We start from the raw sequence: 19,955 nt of genomic DNA, 5'->3' as shown, positions 1-19,955 counted from the left end.
GCATGCTTCAATCCCTGAGTACCCTCGATCTGGTCGTGGTTGTGTTGCTGTTGCTGTTTTTGGTGACGGCCAGTATGTATTCCAGCTTTAAGAAGAAGAGCTCGGAGGAGTACTTCATGGCTGGCCGCTCGCTGAAATGGTATTCCGTAGCCGGGTCTATATTCGGCACCAATATTCATGCCCAGCAAATAATTGGTATGATGGGGATCGGTTATTCAATCGGTTTTGTCCAGAGCCACTACGAAGTTTGGGCTGTACCAGCTATTCTGGTCCTGGTTTATTTATTCATTCCCATCTACCGAAAGCGGCAGTTTTTCACCCTTTCGCAGTTCCTCGAAAATCGCTACAGCAGCCAGACCCGCCTGGTGTATACCGTGCTGATGATTGCGTTCATTATGATCCAGCTGATCGGTGGGTTTTATATTGGTAGCCGGACGCTGGGTATTCTGTTTCAGGGCACAAGCTGGGAGCTAACTTACCTTCAGGGCATTCTGGTGATTGCTACGGTTACTATCCTCTTTACAGTATTTGGCGGTATGGAGTCCGTCGTTATCGCTGATAATATCCTCACCGTTGTGATGATTATCTCGGTGCTGTTGATGGGGACGTTAACGTACAGGCAGCCCGAAATCGGCGGTCTCTCGGGGTTGCTTGCCCTAGATCATGCCGAAGCGAACAAGATGCACCTCTATCTGCCCGCTAACCATCCGAAGCTACCCTGGCTGGGCATCTTTACAGGGCTGACGATCCTCAATTTTTTCTATTGGACAACCAACCAGTACCAGGTGCAGCGGGTGCTGGCCGCTCAGACGGAACGCGATGCCAAGTTAGGTTCGATAGCTGCCGGTTTTCTGAAGCTGATTATTCCTTTCTTTTCGATCGGAGCGGGTACGGCCGCCTTTTATCTGTTCAGGAGCCGGTTTGGCGAAAACGTAATCAAGCCCGATGATACGTTCCTGACGCTCCTAAGAACCGTTGTGCCGATGGGCTATGGCTTTGTGGGGCTAATTCTGGCTGGGCTGATGTGCGCGATTTTTTCGGCCATCTATTCCATGATGAACTCCGTGTCGACCATGCTGGCCTACGATGTGTACCGCAAGTACATGAAACCCAATGCCTCCGATAAATCAACGGTTCGGTTTGGGCAACTGGGTGTTTTTGTCATGTGCGTCATTGCAACGGGGCTGGCGTATACGACCTTCGATCCAACGTCGTCGGATAACTTTTTTCTGATTCTGGCAAACCAAACCTCGTATCTAAAACCTGGTCTGGTCGTTGTCTTTTTCTGGGGCGTACTCTGGCGAAAAACCAACCCAAAGGCCGCCGTTATTGTCCTGATGAGTTCGCCGTTTATTGGCTTTGGCTGCGATTGGTTATACGATCATGTGCTGGTCAACTCAGCCTGGGTGCGGGAAACCTTCGGTCTGACCCTCAATTTCCTATATCGGGTTTTCCTGATTTTTGTGATTGGTTCGGTTCTGATTGCACTGCTCAGCGTTTATTTTAACCGCCGGACCGGCCAGGTAAAAGACCATGATATGACGGTCTCGGTAAATGGAATTGGCAGCGCCTTGCTGCGTTTCTTTCTGCTTCAATTGCCCCCAGTCTGTTTGGTGTTCATGCACGTCATTACGCCCCAGCAGGGAGCCATTCCGGCCGCTTTGCTGACCTTTGCGCTGTTTTGGTGGTACATGAAACGGGAGAAAGAGCGGATTGCTTTCTATCAGTCCGATATTTTCTACGCCGGTTTACTGACAAGCGACATGATCTGGATCATGTATTATTTTGCCTGATCCTGAAAGGTCAGCCCTACTTTTTTGCCAGAAATGCGTTCCAGTAACGGACGCAGCATCTGATTGGCGTTCTGCCGGGTTTGGTTCAGAATGCCGCCAGTCAAGGCCGATTGTTTGACCTGATGCTCAGCCTTGCGGTAGGCATCGCTTACCAACTGCGATTCGTTCAGGAATGAGAAGTGAGTGTCATACACCCTCGATCGGTCATGGTTGATTTTCCAACCACAGAGTTCCGGTTTAGGTAACTGAACCGTAATCGAATCATCGGTGGTCGTAATGTTTTCCAGCTTAATTTGGGTAAGATCAAGGCAACCCGTGGCTTCTCCTTCCACAATTAAAACGGCGTTTGCATTGGGCAAAAACGTGTTGACCTGTTCGTGTTCAACAATGTCTTTGAACGTGTAGCGCACCAGTTCCAGTTTACCCAGCGCCTTAATTTCTTTCAGGACAATACTTTGCGTTGTGTTGTCACCCCGCCGGAAACGGCTCAGCATTATATTCCCGCGTATTTGCTCCCAAATGGCAATCAGGCCAGCTACGAGCACGGCAATGAGGAACAGGCGGAACAACGTATTGATGAGTGGGGACATAATCGAGTGGTGAACCGGTAAGCGTGTAGGGATTTACTTAAGCTCTATAAAACGTAAAACTCCCGAACCGATACCGATTCAGGAGTTTTATTAACGGAAAACCGTAGGAATTAATACGTGTGTTTCTGTTCGTCGACTGGTTGCTTTTCCAGGTCGAACAAGTCATTCAGCACATCGATAAGCGTTTCGGCTTCGCCCCGTTTGCAGGCGGCTTTGAGTTGAAGAACGGGTAGTTTGATGATCTTCTGCATGATGCCCCGCGTGATCTTATCTATTTTCTCCGACTCATTGGGGGTAAGATGCTTCATATGGCGGGCAATTTCGTCGCGACGAATCTGCTCCAGCGCATTCTTTAATTTATTGATCGTTGGTGATACGACCATTTCTTTAGACCAGTCGCCGAACTCGGCTACGGCCTGCGTAATGATCGCTTCAACTTTCGGAATAGCCGCCAGACGTTGATTCAGGGCTTCGTCGGCACGGTTACGAATGTGGTCGATGTTGTAAACAAGTACACCCGGAATTTGCTCCACGGCCGCATCGACACTGCGAGGGACAGATAAGTCGATGAAGTATTTAAACGTCAGTACGTTCACGTCGCGGAGAAGGTCGGGCGTAATCAGCGGATCATCGCGCATGATGGACGAAATGATCACGTCGGCCCGACGAATCTCATCGGTTAGGTTCGTGAAGTCAGCAACGCGGAATCCGTATTGGCTGGCCAGCACATCGGCTTTGGCCTGCGTGCGGTTGCACAGGGTGATGTTCGTTAATTTTCGGGCTTCGAGATTTTTACAAACGTCAGTACCAATTTCGCCCAGACCGATAACCAGAACATTCGGGTTTTGCTTCTCGCCGATCAGCTCGTCGATCAACTCAACAGCCGCATAAGAAACCGAAGCGGCTCCGTCGCGGAACGGAGTTTCCTGAGCTACCCGTTTATTGGTAAAGAAAATTGTGTGCATCAGCCGGTGTAAAAATGGCCCGGCCATGTCTAAATCAGCCGACCATTGATACGATTGCTTCACCTGATTAGGGATCTGCATATCGCCAACAACCTGCGAATGCAAACCAACGCATACTTCAAACAGATGCCGGACAGCCTCATCATGAGCTGCGAAAAACTGGAAATAAGGCAAATAGTTATCGGTATCCGTCAGGCCTTTTTCAATAAGCAACAACCGGGCGATATCGGCGTTCAGGTCCTGTTCAAAGGCGTAATAGACCTCCGTACGGTTGCATGTTGAAATAACCAGCAAATCGGTTAACCCAAAAAAGTCTCGCAACCGAAGCATTAGCCGCTTAGCCTCGTCTTCGTTAAGTGCAATTAGTTCACGTACCTGCAGAGGGGCCGTTTTATGCGATAAACTAATTGTTTTGAAGGTGTCTAACATTATGGTAAATCACGCAAATTGGCTTGTAGCCTTGACAAAATTACGGCATTATTGCCGTACATGAACACACCAACGGCAATCGAATTTGCTATTTAGAATTCGTCCAAATAGTTGGCCGGATTCTTTGTTCAATCCTATTCAAATTTGTAACGTAATGGTTCGGCTGGTGGTTCGGTTTTACACAATTAAAGCGCTTTTGCCGTTTATAAAGTAAGGGTAGGGACAGGCGCACTCATCGCTGAAAAAAGCGATCTGTTTAGTGGCCGGATACGCCTACTTTTACGCGACCACACGAGCGGCTTTTAGGCAATGATCCTTTCGATCATTGGTACAAAAAAGCAGCGAAACACTATGCTGAAGTCATTTGATATTTACAATCAGAATAATATTCTGAAAATTATTGTGGCCCTCAATCTACTTCTGGTTGGAACGGGATCCGTACTTTATACAAACCGACTGATCAATAAGCTGGAAGACCGCGAAGAGCAGTACGTGCAGCTTTATGCCAAAAGTATTGCGTATCTGGTCGATTCGAGCCACGTCGATGCCGGTGACCTAACCTTTGTGACAAGTGAGATTCTGGAAGCCAACAGCACGATTCCGGCTATTTATATAGACCCCGATGGTCAGGTAGCCATGAAGCGGAATATAGAAGTTCCGGCTGAGTACACCCCGGAGGAAACAGAGAAATTTCTGCGGCAGAAAACTATTGACATGCGTAAAAAACACCCGCCATTGGTGGTGGAGATGGGAAATGGTGTACGTGGACTCGTCTATTATACCAACTCGAACTTGTTACGGCAACTGACGTATTTTCCCTATGTTTTACTACTGATTCTGGCCGCACTGGGCGTGTTGGCCTATCTGGCCTTTAGTTCGTCGCGACGGGCGGAGCAAAACCGCGTCTGGGTAGGATTAGCGAAAGAAACGGCGCACCAATTAGGCACACCCATGTCGTCGCTTATGGCTTGGATTGAGTATATGCGTTCTGATCCTGACCAGTTTGACGGGTCGATCACAGATGAAATTGAGAAGGATGTTCAGCGATTGGAAACCATCACGGCTCGTTTTTCGAGCATTGGCTCCGTGCCAACTCTGAAAGAGGAGAATGTGAATGACGTTGTTCGGCAGTTTACCGATTACCTGGGAAAGCGGATCTCAACGAAAGTAAAAATGAGTGTTACCAGTCAGTTGCCGCCCAACCAGATGGTACAAATTAATAAGTTATTGTTTGAATGGGTAATTGAAAACATCTGCAAAAATGCCGTTGATGCCATGAAAGGCGTGGGCGAGTTACGGCTAAATATGGTTCCGTTGCCGCATAACGAGGTAGCCATCGACATTACGGACACCGGCAAGGGAATTTCTAAAGCTAATATGCAGAAGGTGTTCTCGCCCGGTTTCAGCACCAAAAAAAGGGGCTGGGGATTGGGCCTGACGCTGGCCAAGCGCATTGTTGAAGAGTACCACAACGGCCGACTCTACGTCAAAAGCTCGGAAGTGGGCAAAGGCACAACGTTTCGAATTATCCTGAATAAAAAGTAAGAAGTAATTTCCGTTAAGTAATCAGGTAGAAACCTTTGACAAAGCTGTGACCATGGCTGTTCAGTTGTCAAAGGCCAGCTTAACAATACATTTTACTAACTGACGTGGATGGCTCTCTTTTTACAAGATTTGAAAGACTCTGAATAAACATTCAGACGGCTTATTCATTGGTCCAGGGAACCGAAATCGTATCGGTTTCGACAGTGTTACTGACGTTGAGCGTACGGTCGCGAATTTCAATTTGGTATTTGGTCGGGAAAAACTTGTAACCAGAACCATACTGATAGATTTGATTGAAGTCGAGCGATCCCTCAATAGCTCCTTTAGGCTTTCCTTTTGTCAAGTCAGGAATAAAAAGCGCGTTGTTGACGGCCAAATTCACTTCTTCGTACACTTTATTTCTCAACCGAAACGTACGGATGCGGTAGCTACCCCAGTTGCCGTTTGTGGCGTATTGGAGCGAATCGGCTCTGGGCAAGGGGATGCTGTTGCCAATGTTACCATCGCCATCTTTAAACCCGATGGTGATCACCACAGAGTCCCGTTTCCCTTTACCAACCCCCTTACTGGCTTCAATTGTATACTTAAAGATCCCTTTGTAATCAATGGCCGGCGTATCGGAGTAGTTTGGCTCGTTGAAGCAAGACGATAAAGTGAGGGCAATGCCCACTACGAAGATATACGGTTGAATTAGTTGCCGTCGCATACTGTTGTATTCCTTGTGCAATAAACGCTTTTGGTATTTTGTCTTTTTTATCAACACTCTCAGCCGAGACCGCTGCACGTCGGCAATCGCTTCGGCAACAAATTCTGACGCTCAACGCTGGTCAGCCTGTCCGCGAGTCATTCGACGCACTGTCTTTGGCCGTTTTCCGCTACCAGGCGGTTCATAACCCGGTTTACGCAGCCTATGTACGTTACCTGAACGTCTCGCCCGAAAACGTTACCAAAGTCAGGCAAATACCGTTCATGCCGATTGGTTTTTTTAAAACGCATACGGTTCTTACAGGTATCGTCACGGACTCAAAACTAGCTCCACCTGATTCAATGCTCACTTTTGCCAGCAGTGGTACTACAGATCGTAGCATTGGACCTGTCGTAACCAGCCGTCATGTGGTACCTGATCCAGCCCTATATGATGCCATTAGCACCCGAATTTTCGAGCAGACGTATGGCCCACTCAGCAATTTCCACATTCTGGCCTTGCTGCCGTCTTATCTTGAACGAAATAACTCCTCGCTCGTGTATATGGTTCAGCGATTTATGGAGCAAACTAATTCAAATCAGTCTGGTTTTTTTCTCCATAATCACACCGAACTGACGGAACGACTCCGGCAACTTTCTCAACAGCCTGACCAAAAACAGATTTTACTCATTGGCGTTACGTTTGGCTTGCTGGACTGGGCCGAGTCGGAGCCAGATTTGTCATTTCTTGGCCAATTTCCCGGCCTGGTTATTATGGAAACCGGTGGCATGAAAGGCCGCCGGAAAGAACTCCTCCGCGAAGAGGTACATGAAATCCTGACCAAGCGATTAGACGTCAAGGCCATACATTCCGAATACGGCATGACCGAGCTACTTTCGCAGGCTTATTCGGCGGGTGAGGGTATTTTCAAACCTAGTTCAACCCTACGTGTCTTGTTGCGTGACATCAACGACCCCTTCTTCATTTATCCGGATGACTCCCGCCAGACCGGCGAGCGTCGCACCGGGTCACGCCAGACCGGCGGCATTAATGTTATTGATCTGGCTAATCTGGATTCGTGTTCATTCATCGAAACCCAGGATTTAGGTCAATACGTTGACGAAGAAGACGGGCTGGTACCAGGTAGTTTCCGGGTCATCGGCCGTTTCGACAATTCCGACGTTAGAGGGTGTAACTTGTTGGTAATAAACTGATTCCTGTAAAAAAAACAGATGGGTGAGCCGTAAGTTTCTGATTGTTTAGTCTTACGGCTTACCCGTTTATTCGTTAGGATCGTTTAGGCGTATAACTTCACATCGTCCAGCATAATTTCGTCTCCGCACATGATGACCAGACGCTCTACAACGTTACGCAATTCGCGTACGTTACCCGACCAGGGCAGCGATTGCAGGAAACTCATGGCGTCGGGTGAAATTTCTTTCACAGGGGAGCCATATTCGGTGGCTATGTCGTGAAGGAATTTATCGGCCAAAAGTGGAATATCACCCCGCCGTTCGGTCAGTGGGGGAACGTGAATCATGATGACACTCAGTCGGTGAAATAAATCTTCCCGAAAATTGCCATTAACGATTTCCTGCCGCAAATCTTTATTGGTGGCCGCAATAACCCGTACGTTGACTTTGATTTCTTTGTCGCCCCCAACGCGCGTAATTTTGCTTTCCTGCAACGCCCGAAGCACTTTCGCCTGTGCTGACAGGCTCATGTCGCCAATTTCGTCCAGAAACAAGGTTCCTCCATCGGCTTGTTCAAACTTACCGACGCGCCGGGCAGCCGCGCCCGTGAAGGCACCCTTTTCATGGCCAAATAATTCACTTTCAATGAGTTCGCTTGGAATGGCAGCGCAGTTCACCTCAACCAATGGCTGGTTTGCCCGGCTGCCTTTTTCATGAATCTGCTTGGCGACCATTTCTTTCCCAGAACCATTGGCACCCGTCACGAGCACCCGTGCTTCAGTAGCGGCAACCCGATTAATCGTATCTTTAACTTTCTTGATTGATTCGGATTCGCCGACAATCTCGTTCAGTTTGTAGATGCGTTTTTTGAGTGTTTTAGTTTCCTGAACCAGTTTTGCCCGGTCAATAGCGTTACGGACAGTAATCAGCAGCCGATTTAAATCGGGTGGCTTGGTGATGAAATCGAAGGCACCACGTTTCGTTGCTTCAACTGCGTTTTCGACATTACCGTAAGCCGAGATCATGATGATCTGCGTACTCTTTTCGGCTTCGCTGACTTTCATGAGCAATTCCAGCCCATTCAGTTTGGGCATTCTGATGTCGCATAAAGCTACATCGTAGCTGGTGCGCATGATCATGTCCAGTCCTTCTTCGCCGTCTTTCGCTTCGTCAACATCGTAGCCTTCATACTCTAAAATATCGCGTAGAGCCGCCCGAATAGGTTTTTCGTCGTCCACGATAATCAGTTTGGCCATACAACTGGAGTAAATTTAAACAATTGGTTTTAAGTAAGTAAAGCTAGCGGTAGTGAATTCGGGCTGTATCCGGTAACGTACTTTGTTAAAGAGTCGTTGATAACCAGATAGTTACAATTAATTCTATAATAAAGTAACGATTCGCTACTACTTAGTATAGCCCGAAAATAGGGGATTTTGCATCGGCATACGTTATACTCGGTCTGAAATTTGCTAAAATCTCCGTTCTTTTTTATAAAGTACGCCCATACTATACACGCAGTCCATTTTTAGACGTATATAAATATGAAGGGATCTAAACTGCAGAAGTTGTAAACATAACTTGTCGGTGGCTGGCCAAGACCAATCGGTTGGTGCTACATCTATTTCCCATAAATAAACTACCAATTCAAGAGTCGGCTTGTGCATAGCCGTTATTTCGTTCTAAATTGAATCCGAATTCAACCGTTTCCTGAAATTAATGGCTGTGCATAGGTTGCTGATTTGCTTAATAATGGTCCTGATGGTTCAGGCGGTTTCGGCTCAATCGCGCCGACGTGCCCAACTGACGGCCCCACAAACGAATGGGCCTGTTCCGGTAGTAGCGGCTCCACAAGCCCGGTTGCTGGAAAGCATGACAATGAATAGTTCATTGATGAACCGGGCTGTTAAATTTTCTATTTACCTTCCCCCCGACTACTATGTGTCTAACCGGCGCTATCCGGTCGTTTATCTGCTGCATGGATATGGAGATAACGAAACAAGCTGGGTTCAATTCGGTGAAGCTGACCGCATTGCTGATACAAACATTAAGGCGGGCGAGTTACCACCCATGATTATCGTTATGCCTAACGGTGGAGCAACCTTTTTTGTAAACGACTACCAGAACAAAGTTCGATACGAAGATATGTTTGTGCAGGAGCTGATTCCGCACATAGACTCGACATTCAGGACCCGAACCCAGCGCGAGTTTCGCGCTATATCTGGTTTGTCGATGGGTGGTTTTGGATCATTAACACTAGCTATGCACCACCCCGACCTGTTTGGCTCATGCGCAGCTCTCAGTGCAGGAATTCGTACGGATGAAGGATTTATGAGCATACCCGACGATCGATACAATCTTGTTTTTGCCCCGGTTTTCAGCGGTCCTGCTAAAGGCGATGAGCGACTGACGGTTGCCTGGAAACGAAATAGCCCTATTACGCTGGCCAAATCGGCACCGGAAGGCGATCTGTCAAAAGTTCGCTGGTACATTGATTGTGGCGACGACGACGCCTTAACCGTAGGTAACTCCGTGCTGCATATGGCCTTGCTCGAGCGTAAAATTCCGCACGAGTATCGGGTTCGTGATGGTGGACACACCTGGACATACTGGCGCACCGGATTGCCCGATGCGCTCCGGTTTATTGCCGCCAGTTTCCACCAGTAGCTTCGGCTAACAATTGTTGTCGCGATTACCGCTTCTGGATGGGCACAACGGCTTCTGTTTCCTCCCAGGCCAGGACCATATCGACTCCGTTGGTTGCTGGACGGAAGGTGATGTAAAACTGTTCGGACATGGGGCTGTGCTTTTGAGAAACGACTGGCACACGCAGAACATCCTTTGTCTGGTCGTAATTAGTGCCCCATTGACCCGTTTCTCCGTTAAAAATGGCAATCCAGCCATTCTGCGAAGGAATGGTCCACAACGAGTATTCGCCTTTATCTAAGGGTTGGCCTGCCACGATCACATTCTGATCGAAGTCAATAACCGTGGCTTCGTTGGCTCCTGTGCGCCAGACCTGACCGTAGGGTACCAAGCCGCCAAATATTTTACGCCCTTTCTTGTAGGGCTGGCAATAATCAACCTTGATTTGCAAGCCGTTCTGGTCAATCTGCGCTATGGCTTCGGGGCTACTGGATTTGGTCCAGCTACGTAGCGTAAAAAAGCCAACCAGGGCTATTGCGGCAATGACACCGAGAATAATAAGGATGCGTTTCATGGCTATTCAGTGATTTGATTCTGACGGATTGCAAGGTATGAAGTTTTTATAACTTGCGAACTTTCGTATAGTTTCCTCCGGGTTAGAATGTCCCTTATCGAGTACCCGCTCATTTATCCAGACTCTCGCAAGGACGAAACCGAGCCGTCTGGCGGTTATGTAAAAATCGCATTAAGCCCGCTGATATCCGTATTGGTACGATTGAGCATAAAATACAATGAGGTGACACGGTCGAACCGCATCACCTCAAGGTAGGGGTCGAGGCTTTCACCCCATCCGCTGCAAAGATAAATATTAATCCAAGTCGCGCTATAGTCCCATAGGGACTGAATGTTTGTAGAAGAGGTGATCTTGAAGTAGGTGTTGGCCGCGTAGCGATCTAACTGGTCATTTGCCTGATCGCTACGCGACCAAACTACTTCTAAGCCAACTCTTCTACCGCACGGGTGGACCCGAAACATTTGATTGCGACCGCCCTCGTATCTCGCGACTTGGGTTAACTGATAACGAAATGTAAACCAGAGGGTGAATCCTACACCGTTTCTTTCTTCAACTTGTCCCGCAACTGAAACAACTCGTCGCGCAGGCGGGCCGCTTCCATAAAGTCGAGGTCTTTGGCGGCACGCTCCATTTTCGATTGGGTTTCGTTGATCATTTTCTCCAGATCACCTTTACCCATGTAGCGCACCACCGGATCGGCAGCAATCCGGATTTCTTCGGGCTCTACGTAGAAATGTTTGGCCTTCGAATCGGCCACTTTGGTTTGACCCATAATGGCCTCACGCGATTTCAGCACCGTTGTCGGTGTAATCCCGTTGTCCATGTTATACTCTAACTGAATGGCCCGGCGTCGGTTGGTTTCATCGATGGCTTTTTCCATCGAACCCGTGATTCGGTCAGCATACATAATCACTTTACCATTCGCGTTTCGGGCTGCACGGCCGATGGTTTGAATCAACGACCGAATGTCACGCAGGAAGCCTTCTTTGTCGGCATCCATAATGGCAACCAGCGATACTTCGGGCAGGTCAAGCCCCTCCCGAAGCAGGTTGACGCCCACGAGCACATCAAAATTACCCAGCCGTAAATCCCGCAGAATCTCGACTCGCTCCAGGGTTTTTACCTCAGAGTGAATATAGCGGGTTTTTATGCCCACCCGGTCCAGGTATTTGGTCAGTTCTTCGGCCATGCGTTTGGTTAGCGTAGTAACCAGAACCCGTTCCCCATTTTTGATGCGGCTGTCGATGGATTCGAGCAGATCGTCGATCTGGTTCAGGCTAGGACGGACTTCAATTTCGGGATCGAGCAAGCCCGTTGGCCGGATGAGCTGTTCGACCACCACGCCTTCGCTTTTCCGAAGTTCATAATCCGATGGTGTTGCCGATACGTAAATGGCCTGGCCGGATAAATCTTCAAATTCCTGGAACGTAAGCGGGCGGTTGTCCATGGCCGAGGGCAGGCGGAAACCATAATCGACGAGGGCGGTTTTCCGGGAGCGGTCGCCCCCCCACATGGCTCGGATTTGCGGAATTGTCGCGTGACTTTCGTCGATCACCATCAGGTAATCATCCGGGAAATAGTCGAGCAGGCAGAAGGGGCGCTGGCCTGGTTTTCGTTTATCAAAATAGCGCGAATAGTTCTCAATACCAGAGCAGTAGCCTAATTCACGCATCATTTCGAGGTCGAACTCCGTTCGTTCGCGTATGCGGGTAGCCTCCTGTTCACGAAACTCCGATTCAAAATAACGTACCTGCGCTACCATGTCATCCTGAATCTGGTACATGGCATCGTTGAGGGTGTCGCGGCCAGTTACGAAAAGATTGGCCGGGAAGATGGTCACAATGCTTTCGGCCGATATTTTTTTGCCCGTGCCGGGATCGATTCGCTGAATGGTTTCGATTTCGTCGCCGAAGAAAATGACACGATAGGCAAAATCGGCGTAGGCGACATAGAGATCGACCGTGTCGCCCTTTACACGGAAGTTGCCCCGTTGAAATTCACCTTCCGTGCGGCTGTACAGGATGCTGACCAACTGGTGTAAAAACTGGTTGCGGCTCATTTGTTGACCGACGCCAATCGTCACCACGTTTCGTTTGAACTCTTCGGGATTGCCCATGCCGTAGATACACGATACCGAAGCTACTACAATGACATCGCGCCGACCACTCATCAGGGCCGAGGTGGCCGCCAGCCGAAGTTTATCAATTTCTTCGTTGATAGCCAGATCTTTTTCGATGTACGTATTGGTAGTAGCAATGAAGGCTTCCGGCTGGTAATAGTCGTAGTAAGAGATAAAATACTCGACCGCATTTTCCGGAAAAAATTGTTTGAATTCACCGTAAAGCTGCGCTGCCAGGGTCTTGTTATGGCTCAATACGAGCGTTGGCCGGTTGGTTCGCGCGATGAGGTTAGCGACCGTAAAGGTCTTTCCGGAACCGGTTACGCCTAAGAGTACCTGTGCTGGTTCGCCCTCGTTTATACCTTTAACCAACTGTTCGATGGCCTTTGGCTGATCGCCGGTTGGTTGAAATTCAGAGGTTAGTTTAAAGTCCATTATTGCCGTTTAGAATCTGGCTAATTTACGGAAATCTGGGGTAGATAACAAGGGCAGTCTGGAAATTAGCCGGCTATTTATGGATAGTCTGAGTTCATAAACCGTCGATGGAAAAAACATCCAGCGTTGTTTTTTGAATGTTTCGAACGCGAGCATAAACGCCTGTTCCATTGCTGCCGCCCTGCGTATCCGTATTGCCCTCGATTGTCTCGATGGTATCACCCGATACCGCCGTAATCAGTCCCGTATGAAACCAGTCGGTTGGCTGGGTTGCTCCATGCGTGTGGGCGCGAAGCAGAAACAGATCGCCTGGCTGAATCTGTTTGGGATTTTTTCGTACGGTCTCACTAGGCATCAGTCGACCATTTTTCTGACCACTCAGGGCCAGCACATCGCAGCTTAATGTACGGGGCATAATGTCGGTAAAATTGCGCCCAAGGTTCGAGGCTGCCTGGTCCAGAATGGATTGGACAAAACCAGCGCACCACTTGAAAAGTGATCCATCAAGCCCATCGCAGTAACTACGTACCCAGGGACCAAGATTTTGTGCATCATTGGTTCGCAACTCTGCTGAGCGCTGTTTCAGATGCGTTTGGGCAAGCGCTACGACGGCTTTGCGTATAGCACCGGTTGGCTGCTTCTGGAAGCTGGTAGCCAGTGGAGTACTTAGTTTATTGAAGAGATCAGGCGATACTACGCCCGTTTGAGGCATTTTTAACAGCGACTGAAAATTTTGCACGGCTCGTTTAGTCGCTGGTCCAAACTCACTATCGAGGCTTGTTGAGAGGGCTGCGTTTGGATAGCGTAAGGCATTGAGGCAGAGCCATTCCTGGACCCGTCGAACATCGGTTCCGGTGCTTCCTTTCTGAATGGTGGACGTAAAGAGTAGCTCATTTTGAAACGCGGTTTTTAGCATGACAGTGAGGAAGTTGGCGGATGTCATGAAAAGAAGCAGGCCAGGATTTCCTACGCATGTCATCCTGGCTCCCGGTTAGGCCTTTCCTGGATCTCAGCCTTGCCAACGCTACCGATAAATGGTGCAAACTAACGGCTGAATGCTTTCCTCCCCGGGTTCGCCTAGGGAGGAAATTCCTTACTGAATAGATGGCAAAGGATCTGCTTCGTTGAGATCCAGTTGATCTAAGTAAGGGTCTAACCGTTTTAGCTGCGTAAATGAGCAGACGCAGGTTAATTTGCCATTTGTGTTATCGTAACAGGCTTCGGCAAAAAAATCATTAAAACTGTAAAGCTGACGAGTTCGACATAAGTCAGAACGTTTGGCCAGGGGAACACCCCAGAGTTTTAAGGCACCCTGTCGGATCAACAAGGGTTGACGGTCGTAGGCTTCTCTTGTTATATTCATGAGAGGATATTGGGAAGGGTTAAGGTCTATTTTCTGAGCGGTACCCAACAATGAATGGGTTATAATAACCATGCCAATTTATAATAGTTCGCGAAAAACTAACTCGGAAAGGCTACAACATGGATTATATAATTGGCCAGAAAGTATGCACATATAGGCTAGCGTGCCAGCAAGTCTAAAAAAACAGCCGCTATCTAATCAGACAGCGGCTGTGTATCTCACCGTAATGTATTTGTAATCGGACGTTTACCTTCTACAGCGAACTTTGTTGAGTAACAGATGGAATAGTGAGGGAATGGTCCTGTTCATGCCGACCGCCTGCTCGGCGTTACCAAGTCAACTTTACCAGCGAAACGCCCTGTCCGGGCAGCGTAAAGGGAATGTGTAAATCGCCATTTTTGACGTTGAGCCAGGCAGGGGAAGTCAGGAGCTGCAATTGCCCGGCCTTTTCCAGCTCGGCAACCTGTTCGGCGGTTGGCGATTTAGGGGAACCCATTTTCTTCCAGACTTCGTAGGAATTACTGAATTGCTGGTCGATGCGATAATGCTGAACAAGTACCCGTTGGGCGGGAATGCCTTTTAGCCGTACATCCACCGGTGCATTGGGGCCCAATACGTTGTCGTCGTGGTAGTTCCAGACCAGTACTGTAGCGGATTTGCTGTCTTTAGCTGCCAGTGCATTAATATCGCGTTCACCGCGGACACTCTCCTTTTTGATTTTGTTGAAATCATAAGCCAGATCGGTGTTGATCTCCACGCGATTGCCTTGCATCATACCAAACATCCGAAACACATTGAGCACGGGTTTGTCAACACCATTCGTGGCTAAGTCCCGGAATCCCCGAAACCAGGGCTGGTCCTCAAACTCAAACGCCCAGGTTACGGCGCCCAGCAGATTGACCCCGCGCGCCTTGGCCAGATCGTATTTTCGGGCAAAAGCAGCCGCTGTATAGCTGGCGTACATGGTGCCATTACGATAAGCATTTTCCGGGTGCAGGTCTTCCGAACAGGCCGCGCATCCTTCGGGGTCCGACTCGCCGATGATGATCGGCAGATTTTTCAGGGTAGGGTAGGAAGCTACAATTTCGAAGCCTTTATCAATGTCACGAAACTGGGTTCCCATATTCATCTGCACCACTCCGTTTACTAGTTTGGGGGCGCCTTTGGCATGAAAGGTAACAAAATCGAGCGGAGCGCCGGTTTTGCCCGTAACGGCATTCGTACCGCTCACGATATGATCCATGAAGGCCCGAAAAAACTTGGCAGAGCCTTCACCTCCCGGCCCGGTTACTTCGGGACCGCCCATTTTGGCGGTAGGTAGCGCCCGCTTGACGGCGTCAGCCGTATAATCATACAATTTGATATACTCTTCAACCGTGCCTTTCCAGTAGCCGATATTGGGTTCGTTCCAGAGTTCCCAGTACCAGCTTTCTACTTCTTTCTGGCCGTACCGGGCCACCGAGTGTTTGACCCACTGGTAGACCAATTCGCTCCATTTTTTGTAATCTTTTGGCGGGTAAGCCCAGCCGGTGAATATGTTGTTGTACTGGTTACCGGGGCCCCAGTTGTGTTTATAGGGCTCGGGCTTTGTTGAGAGGGCTTCGGGCATGAAGCTGATTTGAGCAATCGGTTTCATGCCTCGCTCAATATACGTGTCGAATATCCTGTCAACGATTGTCCAGTCATAAACAGGGTTGCCGTTCTTATCTTCGGTATAGGCGTTGGTCGAACCCCACTTCAGCGCTGCTTTGCCATCACCCGTAACCAGCAAACTATGCGCCCGGACAAACACCGGAACCTGGCTCAGACTGGCGATTTCAGATAATAGCTTTTTCCCATCCTTCATGTAGGTATAATTCGGCTCGTCGTAGCCAAACCAGGCCCAGATCGGTTTCAGTGGTTCTTTAGTTTTAGTCAGATCAACCCGAATTTCAATGGGTTTAGGTTGGGCTAGGCTGATGCTGCCAGCGATAGATAACCAGCTTAGCAGCAGGAGAGTAACAAAGGGCTTTGCAAAGCTCGGCATACGGATTGATTGAAACATAAACAGTAAGGGTACGGAATAGGAAACTTGTCGAAGCAAACTTACTTAATGAATGGTGGTTATGAAGGCGCTATAGCTGAAGTGAAGCCGGTTTTAGGAATAAACTGTCCAAGTAGACGAATTCTACTCGAATCTATTGCCTGTAAGGCTAGGGAAGGCGTTGTTTAACCCGAGTCTGTGTGTTTATTTGCGCGCTTGCTCAATCAAGAATCATGTCTAACGGCTTTTTAGTATACTTATTTTTTGCGGTTTGTCGTAACTCATCTCTCCGCTAACTAGTTACTAAATGGCTGTTTCTCAATAGACGCAGCATTTTTAATGAATAATTAGAACTATATGAAGGTTATAAACAAGGCCAGTTTTACTTATTTGGTTATGTAATATAATAAAACTTATAATTTAATCAAATGATTAAATTTTTTGATTAAATCGTTTGGTTTAGTTCACTTGCTCATTTACTTTTGACCTAACAACAAAGCACAACATGAACGATACAGTATTATCCACTGAAGAACGCATCAAAGAGGCTGCGAAAGCGGTATTCCTTGAGAAGGGATTTGATGGTACAACCACACGGGATATTGCCCAGGCTGCCGGAATCAATAGTGCGTTGATGAATTACTACTTCCGGAGTAAAGAGAAGCTGTTTCAGTTCATCTTCGACGACTTGTGTCATCTAATGTTTGCCGGTATGATTGACACTTTCAATCAGCCGATTAGCTTGAAGGAAAAAATATCGGCCCTCATCGATCACCAGTTTCAGATGATGATGTGCAACCCGAATCTCACCATATTCATTATGAATGAGTTGCACAAGAATCCCGAGCGGATGGCCGCTACAATTGGCATGGCCAAAAAAATACCTGAATCCATCTTTCGGCAACAGGTCGACCAGGCGATCAGTGAGGGTAAAATTGCGCCAGTTAGTGCTCACCATATCATGACGATGATCATTGCCAACATTCAGTTTCTGTTCGTCTCTAAACCAATGACCATGTTAACTCAGGGTCTCGATGAAGCCGGTTTTGACAAATTTGCTAAGGAACATATGGGCTACGTGAAAGAAATGATCTGTGAGTATCTTTTTGCGCCCCAGGGGAAAACCTGATTTTTTTTGCCCAACGTTTAATCAAATGTTTAAATTAAATGATTAGTTAAATCAATCTGATAAATGAACATGAAGCCGTTAACGAAAGTGTTAAGTGCCTTAAGCCTGTTGCTTAGTTTGGCCGCTCAGGGCCAAAGCCTTACGCTCGAGCAATTGATTGATAAGGCGCTGACTAACAACCTGAGTGTTCAGGCTGCCCGATTTGACGAAGCGAAAACAGAAGCCCGGATCGCCGAAGTAAAAGCCGGGGCTCTGCCATTAGTTAACCTGACAGGTGATTACAAACGGTATCTGAAAATTCCTGGACAAGTCGTACCCGCATCGGCTTTTGGCGGGCAGGAAGGAACGTATCAGGTGCTTGCCTTCGGATTGCCTTACAATCTCTCCACGTCCGTGCAGGCGTCGCAGGCAATTTATAATCCATCTCTGACGATTGGGTTGAAGGCCGCCAAAACGAGTCGGGAGGTATCGACGCTGCAAACCCGGCAAACAAAAGAAGACGTTGCTTATAATGTGGCCGCCACGTATTACAACCTGCAAACGACAGTACAGCAAATGGCTTTCCTGCGCCGGAACATTGTCTCGTCGGATCGGCTGATTCAGATCACCGACCTGCAACGGCAGAATCAACTGGCGAAAGGCGTAGATGTCGACCGGCTGCGGTTGAGCAAAACAGCGTCCGAAACACAGATCGAGTCGCTGCAGGCTACCTACAATCAATTGCTCAATATGCTGAAGTATCTGACCGGAACGCCCCAGTCGGAGCCGCTTACGGTTCAGACAACCATTGACGAAACCATTCCGGCGGTCACACTGGACGCACCAGCCATTAACCGAACTGATTTGCTGCTGCTGGATCGGCAGAAAGCACTCAATAGCCTGGATCAGCAAAACATTAAAGCTGGTTTTATGCCCATCGTATCGGCTTATGGCGTTGCCAACAGCACCGTGTATGCAACGGGTGGTGAGTATTCATACATCAAAAATGTACCGGGCTACTGGCTGGGGCTACAACTCAACTGGAGCGTATTTGATGGATTTGCCCGAAAAGCGAAGCTGACGCAAAAGCGGCTCGACAATCAGAAACTCGATACGCAACTACAGCAAACCCGTGAGTCTATTACGATGGACATCACGAATGCCAGGAATAAACTGCTGGTAGAACAACGAAACCTGACAACGAATGGCGCGCAGGTTAGTCTGGCCGAAAAAATCTATAGCCAGACACAGCTGCAGTTCAAGGAAGGTACCGTGAGTGTGAGTGAGGTGATTCAAACCGAAGACGAACTCCATAATGCACAAAACAACTACTTAAGCACACTCGTGAAGTTCCGTTCAGCCGAACTCGACTGGAAGAAAGCCACGGGCAATCTCATTGCTACTAAACAATAAACACAACCTGTCAAGATTATGAAACGCATTGTTATCGTACTTGCTCTGGTCGGAACGCTCGGTCTAACCGCCTGGACACTTCTGACGAATAAGAAAGAAGTAGAAGCGAAAATCTACAAACCCAACCCTGACCAGAAAGTAGGAGTACGCACAGCCATTGCCGAATTGCGCAACCTGGCGCAGGAAACCGAATTTTTAGGTTCTTTTTCGCCAAACCGCGAGGTTGAAATCCGGCCCCAGGCAGGCGGACAGATCATTCAATTGCCTTTTGAAGAAGGCCAGCTTGTTGGAACGGGCCGCCTGCTTGCCAAACTGGACGATGAGCAACTTCGCTATCAGGTAGAAGGATTGCAGGTGACCCTGGAAGGCTACCAGAATGACCTCAAGCGGTATGAGAACCTGGTGAAAGGAGACGCTACCCCAGCCGTCAACGTAGAGCGGGCCCAACTGAATATTCGGGCTACCGAAGCACAAATCAAACAACTTAAAAAGCAGATTGCCAACACCACCATCACGGCTCCTTTTGCGGGGATCATTACCGAGAAAATGGTTGAAAAAGGCTCAGTTGTCTCTATTGGCTCGCCGATTGCGAAAATCACGGATATTTCGTCGCTGAAACTGGTCGTTGATGTGCCCGAAAAAGCAATTAACCAATTCCGTACGGGACAGTCGATCGCTGTATTAACCGAAGTATATCCTAATGCGAACTTCACCGGACGGGTTTCGATGATTGCGGCTCAGGGCGACGCGGCCCACAACTATCCCGTTGAGATTACGGTGAATAACTCCGGTAAGCACCCATTAAAAGCAGGTATGTATGGCTCAATTGCCAATACCGATAAATTGAAGACACAAGCCTTAGCCGTTCCTCGTCAGGCTATCCTCGGATCGGCAAAACAGCCGCAGATTTACGTAGTTGAAAATGGTAAGGCCGTGCTGAAATCCGTGGAGATAGGTACAACAACGAATGAATATTACGAAATAACGAAGGGGCTGCATTCAGGCGATCAGGTGGTTACGAGCGGTCAGATCAACCTACAAAACGGCACCCCGGTTGTCGCCCAATAATTTAAAGAG

Annotated in this window: 16 protein-coding genes; 7 read left to right on the top strand and 9 right to left on the bottom strand. The window is 48.4% G+C overall.

Annotated elements, in window-relative coordinates; translation table 11 throughout:
• The first annotated feature begins 2 nt into the window (after nt 1-2).
• Entirely contained in the window at nt 3-1,793 is a 1,791-nt protein-coding gene (locus SD10_RS20040; RefSeq protein WP_046576223.1) for an SLC5 family protein, read from the top strand.
• On the opposite strand, the gene SD10_RS20035 is transcribed toward SD10_RS20040, so the two are convergent.
• Both SD10_RS20035 and hemA read right to left on the bottom strand, forming a co-directional pair.
• Entirely contained in the window at nt 1,781-2,383 is a 603-nt protein-coding gene (locus SD10_RS20035; protein ID WP_046576221.1) for a DUF4230 domain-containing protein, read from the bottom strand. The two genes, SD10_RS20040 and SD10_RS20035, sit on opposite strands and share 13 nt — an antisense overlap.
• Nucleotides 2,384-2,493: 110 nt before the next feature.
• Nucleotides 2,494-3,777, bottom strand: a complete 1,284-nt coding sequence (gene hemA / locus SD10_RS20030; protein ID WP_046576219.1) for a glutamyl-tRNA reductase — start codon at nt 3,775-3,777, stop codon at nt 2,494-2,496.
• A gap of 351 nt (nt 3,778-4,128) precedes the next feature.
• Between hemA and SD10_RS20025 the strand changes: the two genes are divergently transcribed.
• Nucleotides 4,129-5,322 carry a sensor histidine kinase gene (locus SD10_RS20025; protein WP_046579850.1) on the top strand — a complete coding sequence of 398 codons (1,194 nt, stop codon included), beginning with the start codon at nt 4,129-4,131 and terminating at the stop codon, nt 5,320-5,322.
• Nucleotides 5,323-5,482: 160 nt separating this feature from the next.
• Here SD10_RS20025 and SD10_RS20020 read toward each other — a convergent pair whose 3' ends face one another.
• Nucleotides 5,483-6,028, bottom strand: coding sequence for a hypothetical protein (locus tag SD10_RS20020; protein ID WP_046576217.1), 546 nt, complete (start codon nt 6,026-6,028; stop codon nt 5,483-5,485).
• Nucleotides 6,029-6,066: 38 nt separating this feature from the next.
• Here SD10_RS20020 and SD10_RS20015 point away from each other — a divergent pair, with 38 nt between their 5' ends.
• Nucleotides 6,067-7,221: an acyltransferase gene (locus SD10_RS20015; protein ID WP_046576215.1), complete on the top strand. Its 1,155-nt coding sequence runs from the start codon at nt 6,067-6,069 to the stop codon at nt 7,219-7,221.
• A gap of 83 nt (nt 7,222-7,304) precedes the next feature.
• On the opposite strand, the gene SD10_RS20010 is transcribed toward SD10_RS20015, so the two are convergent.
• On the bottom strand, nt 7,305-8,456 hold the full coding sequence (locus tag SD10_RS20010) for a sigma-54-dependent transcriptional regulator (RefSeq protein ID WP_046576213.1): 1,152 nt from the start codon (nt 8,454-8,456) through the stop codon (nt 7,305-7,307).
• 502 nt (nt 8,457-8,958) lie between these two features.
• On the opposite strand from SD10_RS20010, the gene SD10_RS20005 reads away from it, so the two are divergent.
• The gene (locus SD10_RS20005) at nt 8,959-9,864 is read left to right on the top strand and encodes an alpha/beta hydrolase (RefSeq protein ID WP_394330450.1); all 906 of its coding nucleotides are present in this window, start codon (nt 8,959-8,961) and stop codon (nt 9,862-9,864) included.
• A 25-nt stretch (nt 9,865-9,889) separates the two neighbouring features.
• On the opposite strand, the gene SD10_RS20000 is transcribed toward SD10_RS20005, so the two are convergent.
• The 5 genes from SD10_RS20000 to SD10_RS19975 all read right to left on the bottom strand — a co-directional run bounded on the left by SD10_RS20000 (nt 9,890) and on the right by SD10_RS19975 (nt 16,378).
• Complete coding sequence (locus SD10_RS20000; protein WP_046576209.1) at nt 9,890-10,417, bottom strand: DUF2911 domain-containing protein; 528 nt, start codon at nt 10,415-10,417, stop codon at nt 9,890-9,892.
• A 532-nt stretch (nt 10,418-10,949) separates the two neighbouring features.
• Nucleotides 10,950-12,971, bottom strand: a complete 2,022-nt coding sequence (gene uvrB, locus SD10_RS19990) for an excinuclease ABC subunit UvrB (RefSeq protein ID WP_046576205.1) — start codon at nt 12,969-12,971, stop codon at nt 10,950-10,952.
• A 94-nt stretch (nt 12,972-13,065) separates the two neighbouring features.
• A complete protein-coding gene (locus SD10_RS19985) occupies nt 13,066-13,887 on the bottom strand; it encodes a peptidoglycan-binding domain-containing protein (RefSeq protein WP_046579847.1) in 822 nt (273 codons plus the stop codon).
• A 177-nt stretch (nt 13,888-14,064) separates the two neighbouring features.
• The gene (locus SD10_RS19980; RefSeq protein WP_046576203.1) at nt 14,065-14,334 is read right to left on the bottom strand and encodes a hypothetical protein; all 270 of its coding nucleotides are present in this window, start codon (nt 14,332-14,334) and stop codon (nt 14,065-14,067) included.
• A 328-nt stretch (nt 14,335-14,662) separates the two neighbouring features.
• Nucleotides 14,663-16,378, bottom strand: a complete 1,716-nt coding sequence (locus SD10_RS19975) for a GH39 family glycosyl hydrolase (protein ID WP_227699025.1) — start codon at nt 16,376-16,378, stop codon at nt 14,663-14,665.
• A 484-nt stretch (nt 16,379-16,862) separates the two neighbouring features.
• Between SD10_RS19975 and SD10_RS19970 the strand changes: the two genes are divergently transcribed.
• From SD10_RS19970 to SD10_RS19960, 3 genes are all read left to right on the top strand, one after another.
• Nucleotides 16,863-17,486: a TetR/AcrR family transcriptional regulator gene (locus SD10_RS19970; protein ID WP_046576200.1), complete on the top strand. Its 624-nt coding sequence runs from the start codon at nt 16,863-16,865 to the stop codon at nt 17,484-17,486.
• A gap of 69 nt (nt 17,487-17,555) precedes the next feature.
• Nucleotides 17,556-18,878 carry a TolC family protein gene (locus tag SD10_RS19965; protein ID WP_046579845.1) on the top strand — a complete coding sequence of 441 codons (1,323 nt, stop codon included), beginning with the start codon at nt 17,556-17,558 and terminating at the stop codon, nt 18,876-18,878.
• Between the two features lie 18 nt (nt 18,879-18,896).
• Nucleotides 18,897-19,946 (top strand): efflux RND transporter periplasmic adaptor subunit, encoded by a 1,050-nt coding sequence (locus SD10_RS19960; protein ID WP_046576198.1) that lies wholly within the window; start codon nt 18,897-18,899, stop codon nt 19,944-19,946.
• The last annotated feature ends 9 nt before the right edge of the window (nt 19,947-19,955 follow it).

The sequence above is a fragment of the Spirosoma radiotolerans genome (assembly GCF_000974425.1).
In the GTDB taxonomy this organism is placed as follows: Bacteria; Bacteroidota; Bacteroidia; order Cytophagales; family Spirosomataceae; genus Spirosoma; species Spirosoma radiotolerans.
This window is presented reverse-complemented; position numbering and strand designations above follow the sequence as displayed.